This is a genomic window from Brachybacterium halotolerans, assembly GCF_016623465.1.
Taxonomy (GTDB): Bacteria; Actinomycetota; Actinomycetes; order Actinomycetales; family Dermabacteraceae; genus Brachybacterium; species Brachybacterium halotolerans.
On record NZ_JAEDAJ010000019.1, the window covers coordinates 5,728 to 24,778 of the forward strand.

17 protein-coding genes and 1 tRNA gene are annotated in these 19,051 nt (G+C 71.9%); 3 read left to right on the forward strand and 15 right to left on the reverse strand.

Annotation, left to right across the window (positions count from 1 at the left end):
* Positions 1 to 102: 102 nt before the first annotated feature.
* From I8D64_RS16715 to I8D64_RS16775, 13 genes are all read right to left on the reverse strand, one after another.
* A complete protein-coding gene (locus I8D64_RS16715; RefSeq protein WP_200503917.1) occupies positions 103 to 1,473 on the reverse strand; it encodes an NAD(P)/FAD-dependent oxidoreductase in 1,371 nt (456 codons plus the stop codon).
* Between the two features lie 133 nt (positions 1,474 to 1,606).
* On the reverse strand, positions 1,607 to 2,557 hold the full coding sequence (locus tag I8D64_RS16720) for a Ppx/GppA phosphatase family protein (RefSeq protein ID WP_200503918.1): 951 nt from the start codon (positions 2,555 to 2,557) through the stop codon (positions 1,607 to 1,609).
* On the reverse strand, positions 2,554 to 3,141 hold the full coding sequence (locus I8D64_RS16725) for a DUF501 domain-containing protein (RefSeq protein WP_425490332.1): 588 nt from the start codon (positions 3,139 to 3,141) through the stop codon (positions 2,554 to 2,556). The genes I8D64_RS16720 and I8D64_RS16725 overlap by 4 nt, the downstream gene beginning before the upstream one ends.
* Positions 3,138 to 3,842 carry an FtsB family cell division protein gene (locus I8D64_RS16730; protein ID WP_200503919.1) on the reverse strand — a complete coding sequence of 235 codons (705 nt, stop codon included), beginning with the start codon at positions 3,840 to 3,842 and terminating at the stop codon, positions 3,138 to 3,140. Before I8D64_RS16730 ends, I8D64_RS16725 begins: the two co-directional genes overlap by 4 nt.
* Positions 3,843 to 3,861: 19 nt before the next feature.
* On the reverse strand, positions 3,862 to 5,142 hold the full coding sequence (gene eno, locus I8D64_RS16735) for a phosphopyruvate hydratase (RefSeq protein ID WP_200503920.1): 1,281 nt from the start codon (positions 5,140 to 5,142) through the stop codon (positions 3,862 to 3,864).
* A gap of 119 nt (positions 5,143 to 5,261) precedes the next feature.
* Positions 5,262 to 6,047, reverse strand: coding sequence for a MazG nucleotide pyrophosphohydrolase domain-containing protein (locus I8D64_RS16740; protein WP_343068619.1), 786 nt, complete (start codon positions 6,045 to 6,047; stop codon positions 5,262 to 5,264).
* Positions 6,044 to 9,658: a transcription-repair coupling factor gene (gene mfd / locus I8D64_RS16745; protein WP_200503921.1), complete on the reverse strand. Its 3,615-nt coding sequence runs from the start codon at positions 9,656 to 9,658 to the stop codon at positions 6,044 to 6,046. The genes I8D64_RS16740 and mfd overlap by 4 nt, the downstream gene beginning before the upstream one ends.
* The gene (gene pth / locus I8D64_RS16750; protein WP_200503922.1) at positions 9,655 to 10,260 is read right to left on the reverse strand and encodes an aminoacyl-tRNA hydrolase; all 606 of its coding nucleotides are present in this window, start codon (positions 10,258 to 10,260) and stop codon (positions 9,655 to 9,657) included. Before pth ends, mfd begins: the two co-directional genes overlap by 4 nt.
* 121 nt (positions 10,261 to 10,381) lie before the next feature.
* Complete coding sequence (locus I8D64_RS16755) at positions 10,382 to 11,023, reverse strand: 50S ribosomal protein L25/general stress protein Ctc (protein ID WP_200503923.1); 642 nt, start codon at positions 11,021 to 11,023, stop codon at positions 10,382 to 10,384.
* A complete protein-coding gene (locus I8D64_RS16760) occupies positions 11,016 to 11,162 on the reverse strand; it encodes a hypothetical protein (protein WP_200503924.1) in 147 nt (48 codons plus the stop codon). Before I8D64_RS16760 ends, I8D64_RS16755 begins: the two co-directional genes overlap by 8 nt.
* Before the next feature lie 92 nt (positions 11,163 to 11,254).
* Positions 11,255 to 12,235 (reverse strand): ribose-phosphate diphosphokinase, encoded by a 981-nt coding sequence (locus tag I8D64_RS16765; RefSeq protein WP_152353240.1) that lies wholly within the window; start codon positions 12,233 to 12,235, stop codon positions 11,255 to 11,257.
* Complete coding sequence (glmU, locus tag I8D64_RS16770; RefSeq protein WP_200503925.1) at positions 12,235 to 13,716, reverse strand: bifunctional UDP-N-acetylglucosamine diphosphorylase/glucosamine-1-phosphate N-acetyltransferase GlmU; 1,482 nt, start codon at positions 13,714 to 13,716, stop codon at positions 12,235 to 12,237. The genes I8D64_RS16765 and glmU overlap by 1 nt, the downstream gene beginning before the upstream one ends.
* 64 nt (positions 13,717 to 13,780) lie before the next feature.
* Positions 13,781 to 13,852 (reverse strand) — tRNA-Gln (locus I8D64_RS16775).
* 83 nt (positions 13,853 to 13,935) lie between these two features.
* Here I8D64_RS16775 and I8D64_RS16780 point away from each other — a divergent pair.
* The 3 genes from I8D64_RS16780 to I8D64_RS16790 all read left to right on the forward strand — a co-directional run bounded on the left by I8D64_RS16780 (position 13,936) and on the right by I8D64_RS16790 (position 17,176).
* Positions 13,936 to 14,598 carry a TetR/AcrR family transcriptional regulator gene (locus I8D64_RS16780; RefSeq protein ID WP_228358646.1) on the forward strand — a complete coding sequence of 221 codons (663 nt, stop codon included), beginning with the start codon at positions 13,936 to 13,938 and terminating at the stop codon, positions 14,596 to 14,598.
* 105 nt (positions 14,599 to 14,703) lie between these two features.
* The gene (locus I8D64_RS16785) at positions 14,704 to 15,252 is read left to right on the forward strand and encodes a MarR family winged helix-turn-helix transcriptional regulator (RefSeq protein ID WP_200503926.1); all 549 of its coding nucleotides are present in this window, start codon (positions 14,704 to 14,706) and stop codon (positions 15,250 to 15,252) included.
* Positions 15,253 to 15,325: 73 nt separating this feature from the next.
* On the forward strand, positions 15,326 to 17,176 hold the full coding sequence (locus tag I8D64_RS16790) for an ABC-F family ATP-binding cassette domain-containing protein (RefSeq protein WP_200503927.1): 1,851 nt from the start codon (positions 15,326 to 15,328) through the stop codon (positions 17,174 to 17,176).
* Between the two features lie 72 nt (positions 17,177 to 17,248).
* Here the strand turns inward: I8D64_RS16790 and I8D64_RS16795 are convergent, their stop codons facing one another.
* A complete protein-coding gene (locus I8D64_RS16795; protein WP_200503928.1) occupies positions 17,249 to 17,656 on the reverse strand; it encodes an HIT family protein in 408 nt (135 codons plus the stop codon).
* Positions 17,657 to 17,811: 155 nt separating this feature from the next.
* Positions 17,812 to 19,051 (reverse strand): HNH endonuclease signature motif containing protein (locus I8D64_RS16800; protein ID WP_214651336.1); only part of this gene is annotated, 1,240 nt, incomplete at its 5' end.

Below are 19,051 nucleotides of genomic sequence, written 5' to 3' on the forward strand. Positions count from 1 at the left end.
GGGGGGCGGGCCCCGCGGCCCGCCGCGGGCCCGGGGGGGGCCCCGGGGGCCCCCCCCCCCCCCGCGCCGCGTCAGCGCCGCGTGCGCATGTCGGTCAGCGCGTCACTTCTTCTTCGGACCGGCCGCGAGCTCGAAGGCGCCGCGGGGGTTCGTCGACTGCGGGATGCCGATGATGTCCCGGCGCGAGATCGCGGTGCTCACCCAGTCGGCGACGACGGCGGCCTTCCGGCCGATCGTCGGCATCGTGTACAGGTGGTACGCGCGAGCGGCGGCCCAGGCGGGGACACCCTTGAGCTCGATGCGCTTGTCGCCGAGCAGGAGGTACCCCATGCCCTTGTACATGCCCAGGGTCGCCATGGTGCCCATGTTCTTGTGGTAGTAGTCCACGAGCGGACGGCCCTGCACGGAGCGCGTGATGTTGTCCGCGATCCGCTTGCCCTGGCGCACGGCGTGCTGGGCGTTGGGCGGGCAGATCTTGTCCTCGCCGGAGGCCAGGTCCGGCACGGCCGCGCAGTCGCCGCCGGCGAACACGTCGTCCATGGCGCCCTCGGCGCCCTTGACCCGGAGATCGGGGAGGCACTCGAGCTTGCCCATCTTCGGGCCGCGCTCGGAGAGCACGGGGATGTCGAAGGCCTCGGCCTCGCTCAGCAGCGGGTTCGGCTTCACGCCCGCGTTCCAGACGATCAGGTCGGTCTCGAACTCGTCGTCGTCGCTGGTCTTGATGACGTTGTTCTCGCAGGAGTTCACGAACGTCTCGAGCTTGACCTCGACGCCGCGCTCACGCAGCTGGTTGAGCGCGTAGGCGCGCTGCTCCTCGCTGACCTCGGGGAAGATGAAGGGCGCGGCGTCGATGAGGACGAAGCGCACGTCCGAGGAGTGCAGGTCGGGGTAGTAGCGCAGGGCGTCGCGGACCATGTCCTCGGCCTCCGCCACGGCCTCGCCGCCGGCGAATCCGCCGCCGATGAAGGTGAAGGTGAGCAGGCGCTTGCGGGTGCGGGGATCCTTGGTCGACGCGGCCTCGGCGAGGTTCGCGAGGATGCGGTCGCGCACGGCCACGGCCTCCTCGACCCACTTGAAGCCGATCGCGTTCTCGGCGAGGCCGGGGATCGGCAGCAGGCGCGGCACGGAGCCCAGGCCCAGCACGAGGTAGTCGTACGAGATCTCGAGGTCGTCGCCGTCCTCGGTCTCGACCGAGACGACCTTCTCGGAGCTCTTCACGCCGGTGACGGCACCGGTGACGACCTTCGTGCCCGAGAGCGCCTTGCGCAGCGGGGCGAGCGCGTTGCGCGGGTCGATCGAGCCGGAGCCGACCTCGGGGAGGAAGGGGGCGAAGGTCAGGTACGGGCGCGAGTCCACGACGGTGATCGCGATGTCGGAGCCGAGCGACTTGCGCAGCTCGCTGGCCGTGGTGAGCCCGACGGACCCGCCGCCGAGGATGAGGACATGGGGCTTTCCGCCGGTGATGGTGTTCATACCGACAGGATAGGGCCAAGGAGCTGTGCGGAGAAAAAACCTCCGCTCGGCAAGACATGGGCGGCTCCGGGGCGTTTCTGCCCCACTGCCCGCACGTTCGTGCAGGTCGCCGCTCCACGCGCGGTGGCTCAGATCACAGCAGGGAGAGCGCGATGCCGTCGAGGATGTCGTGCTCGGAGGAGCGCACCTCGGAGATGCCGGAAGCCTCCTGCGCGCGCGCGAGGACGCGCTCCCAGATCAGCGCACCTGCGCCGATGACGTCGATCCGCCCGGGGTGGATGATCGGGCGACGACGGCGCTCGTCCGTGCTCATGGCGAGCACCTCGAGGCAGACCTCGCGCATGCGTGCGATGTCCAGGCGCGCGCCGTGGGTGGCGTCGGGCGTGTAGACCTCGAGGCCCTGCGCGAGCGCGGTCAGCGTGGTGACGGTCCCGGCGACGCCGACGAGGGTGCGCGTGGGCGCCAGCGGCACGACCTCCTCGGCGCGATCGAGCAGGGCGTCGATGTCCGCGCGGGCGGCGTCGATCTCCCGCTCGCTCGGCGGATCGGAGCGCAGGTGGCGCTCGGTGAGACGGACCGAGCCCATGTCCAGGCTGATGCGGTGCTCGGGCGCCTCGACGCCGGCGACGAGCTCGGTGGAGCCGCCGCCGATGTCCACGACCAGGCGCTGCCCCGGGACGAGCCCGTAGAGGGTGCTCACGGCGCCTTGGAAGGACAGCTCCGCCTCGACATCGCCGGGGACGACCTCGGGGACGACCCCGAGGATCTCCCGGACGCCGTCGATGAACTCCCCGCGGTTGGAGGCGTCGCGCGTCGCGGAGGTCGCGACGAAGCGGATCCGCTCGGCGCCGTGCGCGGAGATCGCCGCGGCGTACTCGCGCGTCGCCGCGAGCGTGCGCTCGATCGCGGCGGGGTCGAACCGCCCGGTGCGGTCGACGTCGAAGCCCAGGCGCACGACCTCCATCCGGCGCTCGACGTCCACGAGGCCGCCGTCGCCCGCGCCGCGGGCGATCAGCAGGCGGATCGAGTTCGTGCCGCAGTCGATCGCGGCGACGGGGGCCGTGGAGGGTCCGTCCGTGCTCATCGCTCGTCCTCCCCCGTGGTGCCCTCGAAGCTCTCGCAGCGGCAGACGGAGATCTCCGTGTCCGGGGCGATCTCGGCGAGGACGAGGTCGGCCACGGGGTTGACCCCGGGGCCCTCGGCCAGTCCGTGGCCGATGATCGCGTGCAGGCACTTCACGCGGCCGGGCATGCCGCCCGCGCTGATGCCCTCGATCTCCTCGACGCTCCCGAGCTCCGCGCGGCGCTCGAGGTAGCGCTCATGGGCACGGCGGTAGCCCGCGGCGAGCTCGGGGTCCTCGCCGAGCTGCGCGGTGAGCTCGGCGAGGCGACCCGCGGCCTCGAGGTGCGAGGCGGCCTGCACCATGCTGGGCAGGGTGAGGTAGAACGAGGTCGGGAACGGCGTGCCCCCGGGCAGGCGGGGCAGGGTGCGCACCACGGCGGGGCGACCGCACGCGCAGCGGCGCGCGACCGAGTGGACGCCGCGCATCTCGCGGCCCACCTGGTCCCGCATCCGCGCGAGGTCGTCCTCGCTCGCGGGCGTCTCGTACGGCAGCGGCGGGAGCGTGCCGGGGAACGGTGTGGGAAGGGGCTGGGGAAGCGTGGTCACTCGTCGTCCTGGTCGCTGGGTGAGTCGGAGCCGCCCGCGTCGGAGGCGCCGGATCCGTTGTTCTTGCCCGTGCCGGGGGCCTGCGGGTCGTCGGCCCTGCCGTCGGCCGGCGAGACCGACGTGGTGCCGGGGTCGGCGCGGCTCGCGCCCTCGACGCTGCTCCACAGAGTCGTGTACCAGTCGCCGGAGGAGGCCTCGGCCTGCTTCTTCTGGGCCTCGGTGAGGGGGACGTCGTTGCCCGAGGAGTCCATGAGGCGGTACTGGGTCTCCCCCGGCATCGCGTAGAGCAGGCGCTCGCGGGCCTGGGCGGCCACGTAGTTCGGATCGTCCCAGCGGTCGACCTGGGCCTGGAGGTCGGCGACCTCGTCCTGCTGGCCGGAGACCTGATCCTGCAGGGAGGCGAGCTGCTGGCGCTGGGCGATGAAGGTGTTGAGCGTCGGCACGAGCGTGGCGAGGGCCACGACGATCACCGCGATGAGGATCAGCGCGCGCCGCGTGATCGTGATGACCGGGCCGTCGGGCTCATCGGCCGGATCGGTGCCGCGGGGCGCACTGCGCGGTCGGGAGGCGGAGGCGGGGCGCGAGGAGGCGCTGCCCGGTCGCCGATCGCCGGAGGTGCGGGCACGGTCGCCGCGCCGGCCCCCGGACGCGGCGACCGGGCGTCCCGCGGATCGTGGGGCGCCCGGTCGTCGTGCAGTCATGCGCTCGAGGGTAGCGCGCTCAGGCGGAGAACCGCGGGAACGCCGAGGCGCCGGCGTAGGTCGCGGCCTCGCCCAGCTCCTCCTCGATGCGGATCAGCTGGTTGTACTTGTTCACGCGCTCGCCGCGGGCGGGGGCGCCGGACTTGATCTGGCCGCAGTTCACGGCGACCGCGAGGTCCGCGATCGTGGTGTCCTCGGTCTCGCCCGAGCGGTGCGACATCATGCAGCGGTAGCCGCTGCGGTGCGCGAGGTCGACGGCGTCGAGGGTCTCGGTGAGCGAGCCGATCTGGTTGACCTTGACCAGCAGCGCGTTGGCGGCGCCGAGGTCGATGCCCTTGCCCAGGCGCTCGGGGTTGGTGACGAAGAGGTCGTCGCCCACGATCTGGACCTTGTCGCCCAGGGCGTCGGTGATGGCCTTCCAGCCGTCCCAGTCCTCCTCGTCCAGCGGGTCCTCGATGGAGACCAGCGGGTAGGCGTCCACGAGCTCGGTGTAGTAGTCGATGAGCTCCTGGCTGGACTTCTTGCCGCCCTCGAAGGCGTAGGAGCCGTCCTCGAAGAACTCGGAGGCCGCGACGTCGAGCGCGAGCGCCACGTCGGTGCCGGGGGCGTAGCCCGCGTTGCGGATCGCCTCGAGGATGAGGTCGAGCGCCGCACGGTTGGACTCGAGGTTCGGCGCGAAGCCGCCCTCGTCGCCGAGGCCCGTGGACAGGCCGCGCTCCTTCAGCACTGCCTTGAGCGCGTGGTACACCTCGGCGCCCATGCGGACGGCCTCGACGAAGCTGCTCGCGCCGATCGGCGCGATCATGAACTCCTGGATGTCGACGTTGGAGTCCGCGTGGGACCCGCCGTTGAGGATGTTCATCATCGGCACGGGGAGCACGTGGGCGTTCGGGCCGCCGACGTACTGGTAGAGCGGGAGGGCCGAGGAGTCGGCGGCGGCGCGGGCGACCGCGAGGGAGACGCCGAGGATCGCGTTGGCGCCCAGGGTGCCCTTGTTGGCGGTGCCGTCGGCCTCGATCATGGCCTGGTCGATGGCGCGCTGCTCCTGCGCGTCCAGACCCACGACCTCCGGGCCGAGGGAGTCGACGACGGCCTGGACGGCCTTGGTCACGCCCTTGCCCAGGTAGCGGCCCGTGTCGCCGTCGCGCAGCTCGACGGCCTCGAACTGGCCGGTGGAGGCGCCGGAGGGCACCTCGGCGCGGGCGAAGGTGCCGTCGTCGAGCAGCACCTCGACCTCGACGGTGGGGTTGCCTCGCGAGTCGAGGATCTCGCGGGACAGGACGGCGTCGATGAGAGCCATGTGGGTTTCCTTCCTTCGGTGAGGTCAGGTACGGCGCCGCGCGGGCGGGCCGGTGTCGGCACCAGTCTAGTCGTCGACCGGCGACCGATCCTGGGCCGCCCACGACGGGCGCGGACCCCTCAGCGCGAGAGGCCCCGGGTGCGCGTGAGCAGGGTGCGCAGCGCGGATTCGGGGTCGACGTCGCGGGCCTCGGCCTCTCGCACCACGGAGAGCAGCCGGAGGGCGATGTCGGCGCCCCACTCCTCGGCGTCCGGGGCCGAGGCGGCGGACTCCGCGGCCGCGGTGAGCTCGTCGAGCCGGGCGTCGGACCGCGAGCGGTGGACGCTCTTCGCCGCCGCCTGGAGCGCGGGCAGGGCGTGCGGGATGCCGTCGAACCAGGCGGACGGGAGGGCGCCGTCCACGTCGGACCCGTCGGACTCACCTGACTCCCCGGACCCGGCGGACCCGTCCTGCTCCGCCCGCTCGCGGGCCTTCACGGCATGCCACTGCGCGACGATCTGCTCGACGTCGCCGCGGTCGTCGAGCGAGTCCTCGCGGTCCGCGCCGAACACGTGCGGATTGCGCCGCTCCATCTTCCGGACGAAGGCGCGGGCCACGTCGTCGACGTCCCAGGCGGGGTCCTCCTCCTGCCCGAGACGGGCGTGGAACAGGATCTGGAAGAGCAGGTCGCCGAGCTCGTCGGGCAGATGAGCGGCGGCGGAGGGGTCCGACCCGTCGGTCCGCTCCTCGATCGCCTCGAGGACCTCGTGCGTCTCCTCGAGCAGGTAGCGGGCGAGCGAATGATGGGTCTGCAGCGCGCTCCAGGCGTCGCCCTCGGGGGCCCGCAGGGCGTCGATCACGGCGACCGCGCGCAGCAGTTCGCTCCCCCGCGCCGGGCTCCGGTCCTGCGACCCGTCCGCGCTCACGCCGCGTCCTCCGCCGGAGCCGGCTTCAGCACGCCGAGCACCTTCCGGGCCCAGGCGAGCAGCTCGTGGTCGCGCAGCTCGGTGCCGCCCACGCGCGAGGTCGTCGGCCGCGGGACGAGCACCTGGCGCACGGCGGGCTTGAGCATGGTGCCCGGGTACAGGCGCTTCATGCGCATGGCCACCGAGTCGGGCAGCTCGAGGTGGGCGAAGCGGATCATCTTGCCCTGGGCCTGGACCTCCTCGATGCCCGCGTCGCGGCACTCCAAACGGAAGCGGGCCACGTCCAGCAGCACCTCGACCGCGGCCGGCGGCGCGCCGTAGCGGTCCGTGAGCTCGGCGCGGACCTCCTCGATGGTCGCCGGGTCGCTCGCGCCGGAGAGCTTCGAGTAGGCCTCGAGGCGCAGCCGCTCGGAGGCGATGTAGTCGTGGGGCACGTGGGCGTCGAGCGGCAGCTCGACCTTGACGTCCTTCGTGGGCGCGGTGGACTCGCCGCGGAAGGCCGCGACGGCCTCCCCCACCATCCGCACGTAGAGGTCGAAGCCGACGCCCGCGATGTGGCCGGACTGCTCGCCGCCCAGCAGGTTGCCGGCGCCGCGGATCTCGAGGTCCTTCATGGCGACCTGCATGCCCGCGCCGAGATCGGTGTTGGTGGCCAGCGTGGTGAGGCGGTCCGAGGCGGTCTCCGTGAGGGGCTTCGACCCGTCGTAGAGGAAGTACGCGTAGGCGCGCTCGCTCGAGCGGCCCACGCGGCCGCGCAGCTGGTGGAGCTGGGAGAGGCCGAAGCGGTCGGCGTTCTCGACGATCAGTGTGTTGGCGTTGGCGATGTCCAGGCCGGTCTCGACGATCGTGGTGCACACGAGCACGTCGAACTCCTTCTCCCAGAAGTCGACGATGACCCGCTCGAGCTGGTTCTCGTTCATCTTGCCGTGGGCGACCTGCACGCGCGCGTCGGGCACGAGCTCGCGCAGCCGCTGGGCGGTGGCGTCGATGTCCTCGACACGGTTGTGGATGAAGAAGACCTGGCCCTCCCGCAGCAGCTCGCGGCGGATCGCGGCGGTGATCTGCTTGTCGTCCTCCGCGCCCACGTAGGTGAGCACGGGGTGGCGCTCCTCGGGCGGAGTCGCGAGCGTGGACATCTCGCGGATGCCGGTCACGGCCATCTCGAGGGTGCGCGGGATCGGCGTCGCGGACATGGACAGCACGTCCACGTTCGTGCGCATGGCCTTGAGGGTCTCCTTGTGCTCGACGCCGAAGCGCTGCTCCTCGTCGATGATCAGCAGGCCCAGGTCCTTGAACCGCACCTGCCCGGTGATCAGGCGGTGGGTGCCGATGACCACGTCGACGCTGCCGTCGCGCAGACCCTCGATGGTGGCCTGGGAGTCGGCGTCGGACTGGAAGCGGGAGAGCCCCCGCACGGTGACGGGGAAGCCCGTGAAGCGCTCGGTGAAGGTGTCCAGGTGCTGCTGGGAGAGCAGGGTCGTGGGCGCGAGCACGGCGACCTGCTTGCCGTCCTGGACGGCCTTGAAGGCGGCGCGCACCGCGATCTCCGTCTTGCCGTAGCCGACGTCGCCGAGGATCAGACGGTCCATCGGGACGGCCTTCTCCATGTCGCCCTTGACGTCGTCGATCGTGGAGAGCTGATCGGGGGTCTCGACGAACTCGAAGGAGTCCTCGAGCTCGCGCTGCCAGGGCGTGTCGGGGCCGAAGGAGTGGCCGGGCGCGCTCTGGCGCGCGGAGTACAGGCGCACGAGCTCGTCGGCGATCTCGCGGATCGCCTTGCGGGCCCTCGACTTGGTCTTCGCCCAGTCGGCCCCGCCCATGCGGTTGACCGTGGGGTCCTCGCCGCCGACGTACTTGGTGACCTGGTCGAGCTGGTCGCTGGGGACGTAGAGCCTGTCCCCCGGCTGCCCCTTCTTCGAGGCCGCGTACTCGATGACGAGGTACTCGCGGGTGGTCGCCTTGGCGCCGGATCCGACGGTGCGGCTGGTCATCTCGACGAAGCGGCCGACGCCGTGGTGCGCGTGGACGACATGGTCGCCCGGGCGCAGCTGCAGGGGGTCCACGACGTTGCGGCGGCGCGAGGGAATGCGCCGCTCGCCCCCGCTGCGCCGCTGGCCGGTCTTGCCGGTGACGTCGCGCTCGGAGACCACCATGAGCCGCAGGGACTCGTCGACGAGGCCGTCGGCGAAGGGGCCGACGGTGACGATCGGCTCCCCCGGCGCGGGCGGCACGTCGAGCGGGTGGACGTAGCGGGCGGGCACGCCCTGCTCCTCGAGCGATTCGGCGGCGTGGCGGGCGCCGCCGCTGCCGGTCATCGTGACCACGATCCGCCAGCCCTCGGTGCGGCGGGCGCCGAGATCCTTGGCGATGTCCTCCCCGCGGCCGGAGTAGCCGGGGTGGTTCACGGCGCGCGCGGTGAGGTCGACGTCGGTCTCGAGGCCGAAGGGCGCGAGGGTGTGCCAGCGCTGGCCGCGGGAGCGGGCGTGCTCCCGCACGTCCGGGAGCGGCACGAAGCTCGCCTCGCCCACGTCGATGGGCAGCCCGCCGCCGGCGGCGGCGCTCGACCAGGCGGCGGCGAGGAACTCGTCGGTCGTGGAGACCAGCTCCGCCCCGCGGGCGCGCACGCGCTCCGGGTCGATCACGAGGAAGCGGGAGTCCGCGGGGAGCACGTCGACGACCTGCTCCATCTCCCCCACCAGCACCGGGCTGAGCGACTCCATGCCGTCCACGGCGATGCCGGCGGCGATCCGCTCGAGCATGTCCCGCACGCCCGGGAGCTTCTCCGCCATGTCCCGGGCGCGCTCGCGCACGGTGTCGCTGAGCAGGATCTCGCGGCACGGCGCGGCGTCGAGCCCATGGGGCACGGACTCCAGGGAGCGCTGGTCGGCGATGGAGAAGTACCGGACCTCGTCGACCTCGTCGCCGAACAGGTCCACGCGCACGGGGTGGGGCTCGGTGGGCGGGAAGACGTCGAGGATGCCGCCGCGCACGGCGAACTCGCCGCGCTTCTCGACCATGTCGGTGCGCACGTACGCGGCGTCGACGAGGTCCTGCTCGAGGCGCTCGAGCGGGTAGTCGTCGCCGACGCGGGCGCGCACGGCCCGCAGGTCCCCGAGGCCCTTCGCGATCGGCTGCAGCAGGCTGCGCACCGGGAGCAGGAGCACGCTGACGCCCTGCTCGGTCTCCGGGTGGGCGATGCGCCGCAGGGTCTGCAGGCGGCGGGCGACGGTGTCGGCGCGCGGGGACAGCCGCTCGTGCGGGAGGGTCTCCCAGGCGGGCAGCTCGGCCACGTGCGTCGTGCCGACCATCGCCTCGAGCGCGGCGCGGGCGTCCTCGGCCGCGCGGGTCGTGGCGGTGAGCACGACGAGGGGCGAGTCGGGGGTGGCGCTGCGTGCGAGGTCGGCGACGGCGAAGGGCACCAGGGAGGTGGGGGCGACGGTCGCCGAGTCCTCGACGGGGACGTCGGAGGCGGCCGGATCGGGGGCGACGAGCTCGCGCAGGCGCGTGAGGTCCTCACCGCTCGCGACGAGGTCGAGCAGCGGGGCGAGCGGGGCGGACGGGGCCGGCGGGGCCGACGGGGTCGGCGGGGTCGGCGCGTTCGAGGCGGTCATCGGGCCTCCCGGGAGTGGACGGTCTGCTGGGCGGCGGTGAGGCCCTCGAGGACGAGCAGCTCGAGCGCGTCGCCCGCCTCGTCGATCACGAGGTCGAGCTCCTTGCGCTCGGCGGGGCGGAAGGGCGCGAGCACGTGGTCCGCGGTGTCCTGCCGGCCGGGCGGGCGGCCCACGCCGACGCGCACACGCAGGTACTCCTTGGTGCCGAGGGCCTTGGTGATGTCCCGCAGACCGTTGTGGCCGCCCTCTCCCCCGCCCCGCTTGAGCCGGAGGGTGCCGAAGGGGAGGTCGACCTCGTCGTGCACGACGATCACGTGCTCGGGATCGACGCCGTAGAAGGAGGCGAGGGCGGAGACGGGGCCGCCGGAGGTGTTCATGAAGCCGGTGGACTTCGCAAGGATCGTGCGGGCGCCCGCACCGGGCGGGCCCATGCGTCCCTCGATGACGACGGCGGGGGCGCGTCGCGCCGCCTTGAAGCGACCGCCGGTCTGCGCGGCGACGTGGTCGAGCACCATCTGGCCGATGTTGTGCCGCGTGGCCGCGTAGGAGGGGCCCGGATTGCCGAGGCCGACGACGAGGAACGTCTCGTTCGCGGTGGTCATGGGGCATCCTCCAGGGACGATGTGGGGCGGGGACCTGGGAGACGCTACCGGGGCGCCGCGCAGTGCGCGACGCCCCGGTGACGAGCTGTGAGCAAGCGATCGCAGGTGCGACCGCCCGGGCTCACTCCTCCTTCTCGGACTCCTCCGAGCTCTCCTCGGCGTCCTCCGAGGACTCCTCGCCCTCGGCGGTCTCCTCGCCCTCGGTCTCCTCCTCGGGCTCCTCCTCGACGCGCGGCAGCTGCACCGCGACGACGAGCAGCTCCGGATCGGTGGTGAGCTCGGTGCCCTGGGGCAGGACGACGTCGCCGGCGAAGAGCTGGTAGCCGTCCTCCTGCTCCTCGACGGAGATCTCGATGCTCTCGGGCACCGCGAGGGCGTCCACGGAGAGGGTGAGCGACTGGGCGTCGACGACCGCGATCGCCGGGGAGACGGGCTCGCCGGTGACGTAGACGGGGATGTCGACCTCGACCTTCTCGCCGCGGCGGACGAGGATCAGGTCGAGGTGGGTGATGTTGCGCGACAGCGGGTGGCGCTGGATCTCCTTGATGAGGCCCAGGTGCGACTCGCCGTCGGGGAGGGTCAGGTCCAGCAGCGCGTTGACGTTGCGGGCCGCGAGCGCGGTCTCGTGACCGGGCAGCACGAGGTGCACCGGATCGGTGCCGTGGCCGTACAGGACGGCGGGGATCTTGTTCTCGGTGCGGATGCGGCGGGCAGCGCCTTTGCCGAACTCCTCGCGCTTCTCGACGTTCAGCTTCTCAGCCATGGGGATGCTCCTTGCGGTTTCCGGGCGGCGAGCGCACGCCGCGGAACCGGGCGCCCTCGCCGAGGGAGCCGTCCCGCACCGCGTCGATCACGGAGAGCGGATGCTCTCCCTCGCCGAAGTGACCCGGGGAGATTACCACGGCCGGGGCCGACGCAGGACGGCCGGGCGAGGGGCCTCACAGCCCCACGCCCGGCCGTCCGCCGATGCGACTGCCGATGCCTCCGCCCGGGGTCAGACCTCGCCGTCGAAGAGGCTGGTGACGGAGCCGTCGTCGAAGACCGCGCGGATGGCGCGGGCGAGCAGCGGGGCGATCGAGAGCTGGGTGAGCCCGTCGAACCACTTCTCCTCGGGGATCGGCAGGGTGTTGGTGCAGATGACCTCGCGCACGCTGCTGCTGCGCAGACGCTCGGCGGCGGGGTCGGAGAGGATCGGGTGGGTGGTCGCCACGATGACGCTCGCGGCGCCGTTGGCCTTCAGCGCCTCGACGGCCTGCACGATGGTGCCGGCGGTGTCGATCATGTCGTCCACGAGCACGCAGGTCTTGCCCGCCACGTCGCCGATGACGCGCTTGGCGACGGCCTGGTTGGGCTTCTTGGGGTCGCGCGACTTGTGGATGAAGGCCAGGTTCACGCCGCCCAGGCGCTTGGCCCACTGCTCCGCCACGCGGATGCGGCCGGCGTCGGGCGAGACGACCGTGAGGTCCTCCTCGCCGTACTTCGAGCTCACGTAGTCCGCGAGGATCGGCAGGGCCATGAGGTGGTCGAGCGGGCTGTTGAAGTAGCCCTGGACCTGCGGGGCGTGCAGGTCCACGGAGATCATGCGGTCGATGCCGGCGGTCTCGTAGAGGTCGGCCATGAGGCGCGCGGAGATCGGCTCGCGGCCGCGATGCTTCTTGTCCTGGCGGGCGTAGGGGAAGGAGGGGGCGATCGCGGTGACGCGCTTGGCGGAGGCCCGCTTGAGCGCATCGATCATGATCAGGTGCTCCATCACCCACTGGTTGATCGGGGCGGGCGTGGACTGGAGCACGAAGGCGTCGGCGCCTCGCACCGACTCGCCGTAGCGCACGTAGATCTCGCCGTTGGCGAAGTCCCAGGCGTCCATCGGGAGCACGTCGACCCCGAGCTCCTCGGCGACCTCCTGGGCGAGCACGGGATGAGCCCTCCCGGAGACCAGGACCAGCCGCTTCTCGCCTGTCGCGGTGATACCGCTCATCAGTTCTCCTGTTCCTTCCCGTCCTCGGACGAAGACGTCTCCGACTCGCCTGCGCCGGCCTGGGCGGCGCGCGCCGCCTCGTCGGCGACGGTGCCGGGCCGTCGGCGCGAGGTCCATCCTTCCACGATCTTCATGGTGGTGTCGTTGACGGCCAGCGCCCCGGGCGGGACGTCCTGGAGGATCGTGGTGCCGCCGCCGGTCACCGCACCGTCGCCGATCTCGACGGGGGCGATGATCACGTTGTCGGCGCCGACCTTCGCGTGCCGGCCGACCCGCGAGCGGTGCTTGTCGACCCCGTCGTAGTTCGCGAAGATCGTGGCCGCCCCGATGTTGGTGCCCTCGCCGATCTCGGCGTCCCCGACGTAGCTGAGGTGCGGCACCTTCGCGCCGTCGCCGATCTGCGCGTTCTTCGTCTCGCAGAAGCCGCCGATCTTGCCGTCAGCTCCCAGCACGGTACCCGGACGCAGGTAGGTGAAGGGGCCGACGGACGCGCCGGGCCCGATCTCGGCGAGCAGGGCGTGGGTGCGCACCACGCTCGCGCCGTCGTCGACCTCGGTGTCCTCGAGGGTCGAGTCGGGGCCCAGGCGGACGTCCTCGCCGATCGTGGTGGCCCCCAGCAGCTGCACGCCGGGCTGGATCACGGTGTCCTGGCCGATCGAGACCTCCGCGTCGACCCAGGTGGTCGCGGGGTCGACGATCGTGACGCCCGCGCGCATGTGGCGCTCGAGGAGGCGGCGGCGCATCTCGGAGCCGAGCTGGGCGAGCTGGACGCGGTCGTTGACGCCCTCGACGAGCATCGCGTCCTCGGTGACCAGGGAGCGCACGGCGCCGCCCTCGGCGCGCGCGATCGCGAGCACGTCGGTGAGGTACATCTCGCCCTGGGCGTTGACCGTGGTGACCTGGCCGAGGGCACGGCGCAGCACGTCGACGTCGAAGGCGTAGATGCCGGAGTTGATCTCGTCGATCGCGCGCTGCTCCTCGTCGGCGTCCTTGTGCTCGACGATCGCGGCGACCTCGCCGGACTGCGCATCGCGCAGGATGCGGCCGTAGCCGGTGGGGTCCGCGACGCGGGCGGTGAGCACGGTGACGGCACTCCCCGCGCCCTCGTGCGAGGCGACGAGCTCGGTGAGCGTCGCCGCGTCCAGCAGCGGCACGTCCCCGTAGGTGACGAGCACGGTGCCGGAGGAGGCGCCGACCTGCTCGAGTCCGCACTGGACGGCGCGTCCCGTGCCGGGGACGGCGTCCTGGTCCGCGATGACGACGTCCGGCGCGTGCTCGGCGAGGTGGCCGGCGACCTTCTCGCGCTCGTGGCGGACCACGGCGATCAGCTGCGCGGGCGAGGTGCCGCGAGCGGCCTCGATCGCGTGCAGCAGCAGGGAGCGGCCGCACAAGGGGTGCAGGACCTTGGGGATCCTGGATCTCATGCGGGTGCCGGCTCCTGCGGCGAGCACGATGACGGCGGCAGGTGCGGGGACGTTCACGCGGTTCTCCTCGGTGCGCTGGCACGGTTCCGGATCCGGCGCCGACGCGAGCGCCGGCGGACCGTTCCGCCATCAGGACTCGAACCTGAAACTTCAGAACCAAAATCTGAGGTGTTGCCGATTACACCATGGCGGAGCGCCCCGGGGCGGGGCCATCGGGATCCTATCGGCCGACGTCGGGCGGGCGAGCGGCGGGGCGAGGCGTGGGAGACTCGCCTCATGGCCACCGCCTCCGAGAAGCCGTCCGCCCGCGCCGCCGGTCCCCGCGCCCGCGCCCCGCGGATGAGCGGGCGCGAGCGCCGCGAGCAGCTCGTGGTGATCGGCCGCTCGGTGTTCGCCCAGAAGGGCTACGACGCCACCAGCGTCGAGGAGATCGCCGCCCGGGCCCAGGTCTCGAAGCCGATCGTCTACGAGCACTTCGGCGGCAAAGAGGGTCTGTACGCGGTGATCGTGGACCGCGAGACGTCCACCCTGCTGGGAGCGCTGGAGGCGGCGCTGGACGATCACCGGGCTCATCCGCGCACGCTCATGGAGCGCGCGGCACTCGCCTTCCTGACCTACATCGACGAGCGCGAGGACGGCTTCCGGATCCTGGTGCGGGACTCCCCCGCGACCCATCAGGGCGGCTCGTACTCGACGCTGCTCGGGGACGTCGCCGCGAAGGTCGAGTCGATCCTCACCGCGCAGCTGCGGCTGCGCCGCTACACCGCGGCCGACGCCGCCCTGTACGCGCAGATGCTCGTGGGCATGGTCGCCTTCACCGGCCAGTGGTGGCTCGAGACGCGCATCCCCGCGAAGGAGGACGTGGCCGCACGGATGGTGAACCTCTCCTGGTTCGGCCTGGGCGCCCTGCAGAAGGATCCGCAGCTGCGCGGGAAGTGAGGGCGGGTCTGGGAGCGGGGAGAGAACGCGAGGATCCAAGGCGGGGATCGAGTTCCACCCAGGTCCGCATCAGCTCCGCCCCGGCGATTCCGTAGACTCGCCCCCATGCCGCCTGCCGCCCCACGCACCGACGAGGTCGATCGGATCGTCGCCGGCTGGGCCCAGGCCCGGCCCGACCTGGACACCTCGCCCCTCGAGGTCTTCTCCCGCATCTCGCGCCTCGCCCGCCATCTGGAGTCCGCGCGCCGCGCCGCCTTCACCGCGACGGGCCTCGAGGGCTGGGAGTTCGACGTCCTCTCGGCCCTGCGCCGCGCGGGCAGCGAGCCCCTGAGCCCCGGCGCCCTCATGCGCCAGACGCTCGTGACCAGCGGCACCATGTCCACCCGCCTCGAGAAGCTCGCCTCGCGCGGGCTCGTGCGGCGCGAGAAGGATCCGCGGGACGGCCGCGCCGTGCGCGTGAGCCTCGAGCCCGCGGGCACCGAGAAGGTCGACGCCGCCATGGAGATCCTCCTGGAGGCCGAGCGCGAGGTGCTCGGCGGCGGGCACGAGGGGCAGCGGGCCGACGGGCACGAGGCCGACGGGCAGCGGGCCGACGGCGAGATGCTCGCCCGGGCGCTGCGCGAGCTGCTGCTGCCCTTCGAGACCGAGAACTGACGCACCAGAACCACCGACGCGACCCCCTGCCACCGGCACGGGATCGCGGGAACCGACACGGGAGCCCGACCGCATGGCCCATCTGCTGGGAGCCGAGAAGATCCACGTCGCCCTGCCCGACCGCGTCCTCCTGGACGCCGTCACCCTGGGCATCGAGGACGGCGACCGCATCGGCGTCGTCGGACGCAACGGCGACGGCAAGTCCACGCTGCTGCGCGTGCTCGCGGGGACGCAGACGCCCGACGACGGACGCGTGACCGTGCGCGGCGGTCTGCGCGTGGGCGCGCTGTCCCAGCAGGACGTGGCCGAGATCGGGGAGAGCGTCCGCTCGCGCGTGGTCGGCGACCGTCCCGAGCACGAGTGGGCCTCGGATCCCCGGATCCGCGACGTGCTCTCGGGCCTGCTGGGCGAGCTCGACCTCGACGCGGAGCTCACGAGCCTCTCCGGCGGGCAGCTGCGCCGCGTGCACCTCGCCGAGCTGCTGGTGCGCGACGTGGACGTGATGCTCCTGGACGAGCCCACGAACCACCTGGACGTCGAGGGCATCTCCTGGCTGGCGGCCCACCTGAAGCGACGCTGGTCCTCGCGCAGCGGCGGCATCGTGGTCGTCACCCACGACCGCTGGTTCCTCGACGAGGTCTGCACCCGCATGTGGGAGGTGCACGACGGTGTGGTCGACCCCTTCGAGGGCGGGTACGCGGCGTACGTCCTGCAGAGGGTGGAGCGCGACCGCCAGGCCGCCGCGATCGAGGCCAAGCGCCAGAACCTCATGCGCAAGGAGCTCGCGTGGCTGCGCCGCGGGGCCCCGGCGCGCACGTCGAAGCCGAAGTTCCGGATCGACGCCGCGAACGAGCTGATCGCCGGCGAGCCGCCCGTGCGCGACACGGTCGAGCTCACGCAGCTGGCGACCTCGCGTCTGGGCCGCGACGTCATCGACCTCGACGACGTGACCGCCGGGTACGAGGGGCGTGCGGTGATCGAGGACGTCACCCTCCACGTGGGACCGGCGGACAGGATCGGCGTGCTGGGCCCGAACGGCGCCGGCAAGTCGACGCTGCTGGCGCTGGTCACCGGGGATCTGGAGCCGATGGCCGGGCGCGTGAAGCGCGGGAAGACCGTCACGGTCCAGCAGGTCACCCAGAAGCTCGAGGGTCTCGCCGATCATCTGGACGAGCGGGTCAGCGATGTCGTCGGCCGCTACCGCACCACGTTCCGGGCGGGGAAGGACGAGGTCACACCGGGCCAGCTGCTCGAGCGCCTCGGTTTCACCACCGCCCATCAGAAGGTGCGGGTGGGTTCCCTGTCCGGTGGGCAGCAGCGCCGTTTGGATCTGCTGCTGACGCTCCTGGACGAGCCCAACGTGCTGGTGCTCGACGAGCCGACGAACGACATGGACACCGACATGCTCGCGGCCATGGAGGATCTGCTGGACACGTGGCCCGGTCCACTGATCGTGGTCTCCCACGACCGGTATCTGCTCGAGCGCGTCACGGACCTCCAGTACGCGGTGCTGGACGGTCACGTGCGGCACCTGCCGGGCGGCGTCGAGCAGTACCTCGCGCTCCGTGCCGATGGAGCTGGTGGAGTTGGTGGGGTCGGTGGGGTCGGCGGAGCTGGTGGAGGCGGCGCAGGGGCGTCGTCGGAGGAGTCCGCACAGGCCACCGGTGCTCAGCCGACGGCGGCTTCCCCCGCCACGGGGCTCTCGGGTCGCGAGCTGCGGGAGGCCCAGAAGGCCCTGTCGGCCGTCGAGAGGCGGATGGAGAAGCTGACCCGGCGGGCCGAGGAACTCACCGCGCAGATGACCTCGCACGATCCGGGTGACGTCTCCGGCCTCCAGGAGCTCGGCGCGACGCTCCAGGGCGTCCAGGGCGAGCTCGCCGAGACCGAGGAGCGCTGGCTCGAGCTGTCCGAGCAGGTGGGCTGAGCGCGGGGCTCTCTCCGTGGAGACGGTGCCGCTGATGCCACCGGTGCTGGCGTTGGACGCGCCCTGGTCGGGTCACTCGTAGAATCCCCGCCCGATCACGGCGTGCCGCACTCCCCCTGCCGGGTTCTGCACGTCGCCGGCGAAGCGCGGGATCAGGTGGAGATGGGCATGCGGGACCGTCTGCCCCGCTGCTCGTCCCGCATTGAACCCGACGTTGTAGCCGTCGGGAGCGAGTGCGCTGTCGAGCTCATCCTTGCAGCGATCGACGAGGTCCCACGCGGCGGCCCACTCGCGTGCGGCGGCATCGAACCAGGTCACGATCGGTCGGAACGGGATGATGAGTGTGTGCCCGGGGGACACCGGATGGGTGTCGCGGAGGGCGAAGACAAGAGAGTTCTGCGCGACTTGCTCCTCCGCGGGGACCTCGAGGAACACAGACGTCGGAGAGTGTTCGTCCGGCGCCGGACTGGGATCGCTCATACCGCCGATCCCACTCCCCCGGTCACCTCGCTGCAAGCTCGTTTCGAGGCGTGCTTGTAGAGGGGCACGGTGGTGTGCCCCTCTACAGGTGGGGGTGGTGCTGCTTGCGGGGTTGCTGACCTTGCCGCCTTGCGATGGCGGGTCGGGCTGGTGGGTCAGAAGGGTGGTGGTCCGGGATCGAACTTCGGAGGCGGAGCCTGCTGCTTGCGTGGTTTTCGGGTGGTGGCGCTGATGGGGATGTCGCCGTCGTACTGGAACGTCGGGAGCGGTTGATATCGACGCCGCACGGGCTTCTCGACGGGGACTTCTTCGAGGTCGGGGGCGCCGGCTTGGTCCATGTCCACGCGGGGCCACGGGTCAGGTGGCCCGGGCCTGATCGGCCACGGTGAGTTCAGCTGCGAGGGGTCGGGAGATGGTGCCTCGCCGCTGGCGCCGGCTTCGGTATCGCGGCGCTGTTCGAAGTCGTCCTGCCTGCGCTCTATCGAGTCCCAGACGGCGTCGAGCTGTGCGACGGCTTGTGGGGTGAGGAGGTCGGTGTCGTCTTCGCGGAACACGCGGAAGCGTTCTTGCATCTCCCACACCGTGCCCGCGGTCCCCGCGGGCGACTCGTCCGCCTCCACACGAATCGGGTCGAGCTTGCCGGCGGTCTTCATCGCGTGGTGGAACCAGCACAGGAAATGCAGGTTCTCCACCGCCGTCCGACCACCACAGACCGGGTCCGCGTGGTTGTACTCCACGATGTGGTCCGCTTCCGAGGCGACCGATGCGGTGCGTTCGCAGCCCGGGACACCACAGGACTGGCCACGCAGTCTCAGGTGTTCGAGCATCGCCCCGGTCGGCCGGTACTTCTCCGCCGGCCGCGGCAAGAACTCACCCGAGGACGGGTCGGTGAGGACTCGGAACCATTCCTCGCTCTTGCCCGCGATCTCACGGGCCATCTGCGCCGGGATCGGCGTCCCGTCCTCGAGGACACCCGGGGCGTCGTCGCCACCAACCAGGGTCAGGAACGGGACGAGGACGTTCAACCGGAACCTGGCCTCCGGGACGGTGATGCCGCCGGTGTCGAGCTGCGCGGCATGGGCGAGGTGGTAGCGGATCAGGTTCAGTGACAGGGGCATGCCCTCGTTCTCCACTCGCCGGTCCGGATCCAGGGGGATCTCCGTGCCCTCGATCAGGGCGTGGCGCTGGGCGTTCTGGATCGTCCGCGCCGCCTGATCGAACCGCCCAGCCAATGCTTTGATCTCCGGCGCCGGACCGATGATCCGCAGGGACGCGACCCCATCGAGGGTTCCGGGGTCCAGGACCATGCGGCGGCGAGTGGCGGAGATTTCTTCGGGTTCTTTCGGATGTCGCTGCTGAATCTTCGTCACCAGGAGTTCGAGGCATTTCGTGAAT

What these genes read in the sequence shown, in the direction of transcription:
- I8D64_RS16715 (WP_200503917.1), bottom strand. Translation starts at nt 1,473, where the DNA reads ATGAACACCATCACCGGCGGAAAGCCCCATGTCCTCATCCTCGGCGGC.
- I8D64_RS16720 (WP_200503918.1), bottom strand. Translation starts at nt 2,557, where the DNA reads ATGAGCACGGACGGACCCTCCACGGCCCCCGTCGCCGCGATCGACTGC.
- I8D64_RS16730 (WP_200503919.1), bottom strand. Translation starts at nt 3,842, where the DNA reads ATGACTGCACGACGACCGGGCGCCCCACGATCCGCGGGACGCCCGGTC.
- eno (WP_200503920.1), bottom strand. Translation starts at nt 5,142, where the DNA reads ATGGCTCTCATCGACGCCGTCCTGTCCCGCGAGATCCTCGACTCGCGA.
- mfd (WP_200503921.1), bottom strand. Translation starts at nt 9,658, where the DNA reads ATGACCGCCTCGAACGCGCCGACCCCGCCGACCCCGTCGGCCCCGCCG.
- pth (WP_200503922.1), bottom strand. Translation starts at nt 10,260, where the DNA reads ATGACCACCGCGAACGAGACGTTCCTCGTCGTCGGCCTCGGCAATCCG.
- I8D64_RS16755 (WP_200503923.1), bottom strand. Translation starts at nt 11,023, where the DNA reads ATGGCTGAGAAGCTGAACGTCGAGAAGCGCGAGGAGTTCGGCAAAGGC.
- I8D64_RS16765 (WP_152353240.1), bottom strand. Translation starts at nt 12,235, where the DNA reads ATGAGCGGTATCACCGCGACAGGCGAGAAGCGGCTGGTCCTGGTCTCC.
- I8D64_RS16780 (WP_228358646.1), top strand. Translation starts at nt 13,936, where the DNA reads ATGGCCACCGCCTCCGAGAAGCCGTCCGCCCGCGCCGCCGGTCCCCGC.
- I8D64_RS16785 (WP_200503926.1), top strand. Translation starts at nt 14,704, where the DNA reads ATGCCGCCTGCCGCCCCACGCACCGACGAGGTCGATCGGATCGTCGCC.
- I8D64_RS16790 (WP_200503927.1), top strand. Translation starts at nt 15,326, where the DNA reads ATGGCCCATCTGCTGGGAGCCGAGAAGATCCACGTCGCCCTGCCCGAC.
- I8D64_RS16795 (WP_200503928.1), bottom strand. Translation starts at nt 17,656, where the DNA reads ATGAGCGATCCCAGTCCGGCGCCGGACGAACACTCTCCGACGTCTGTG.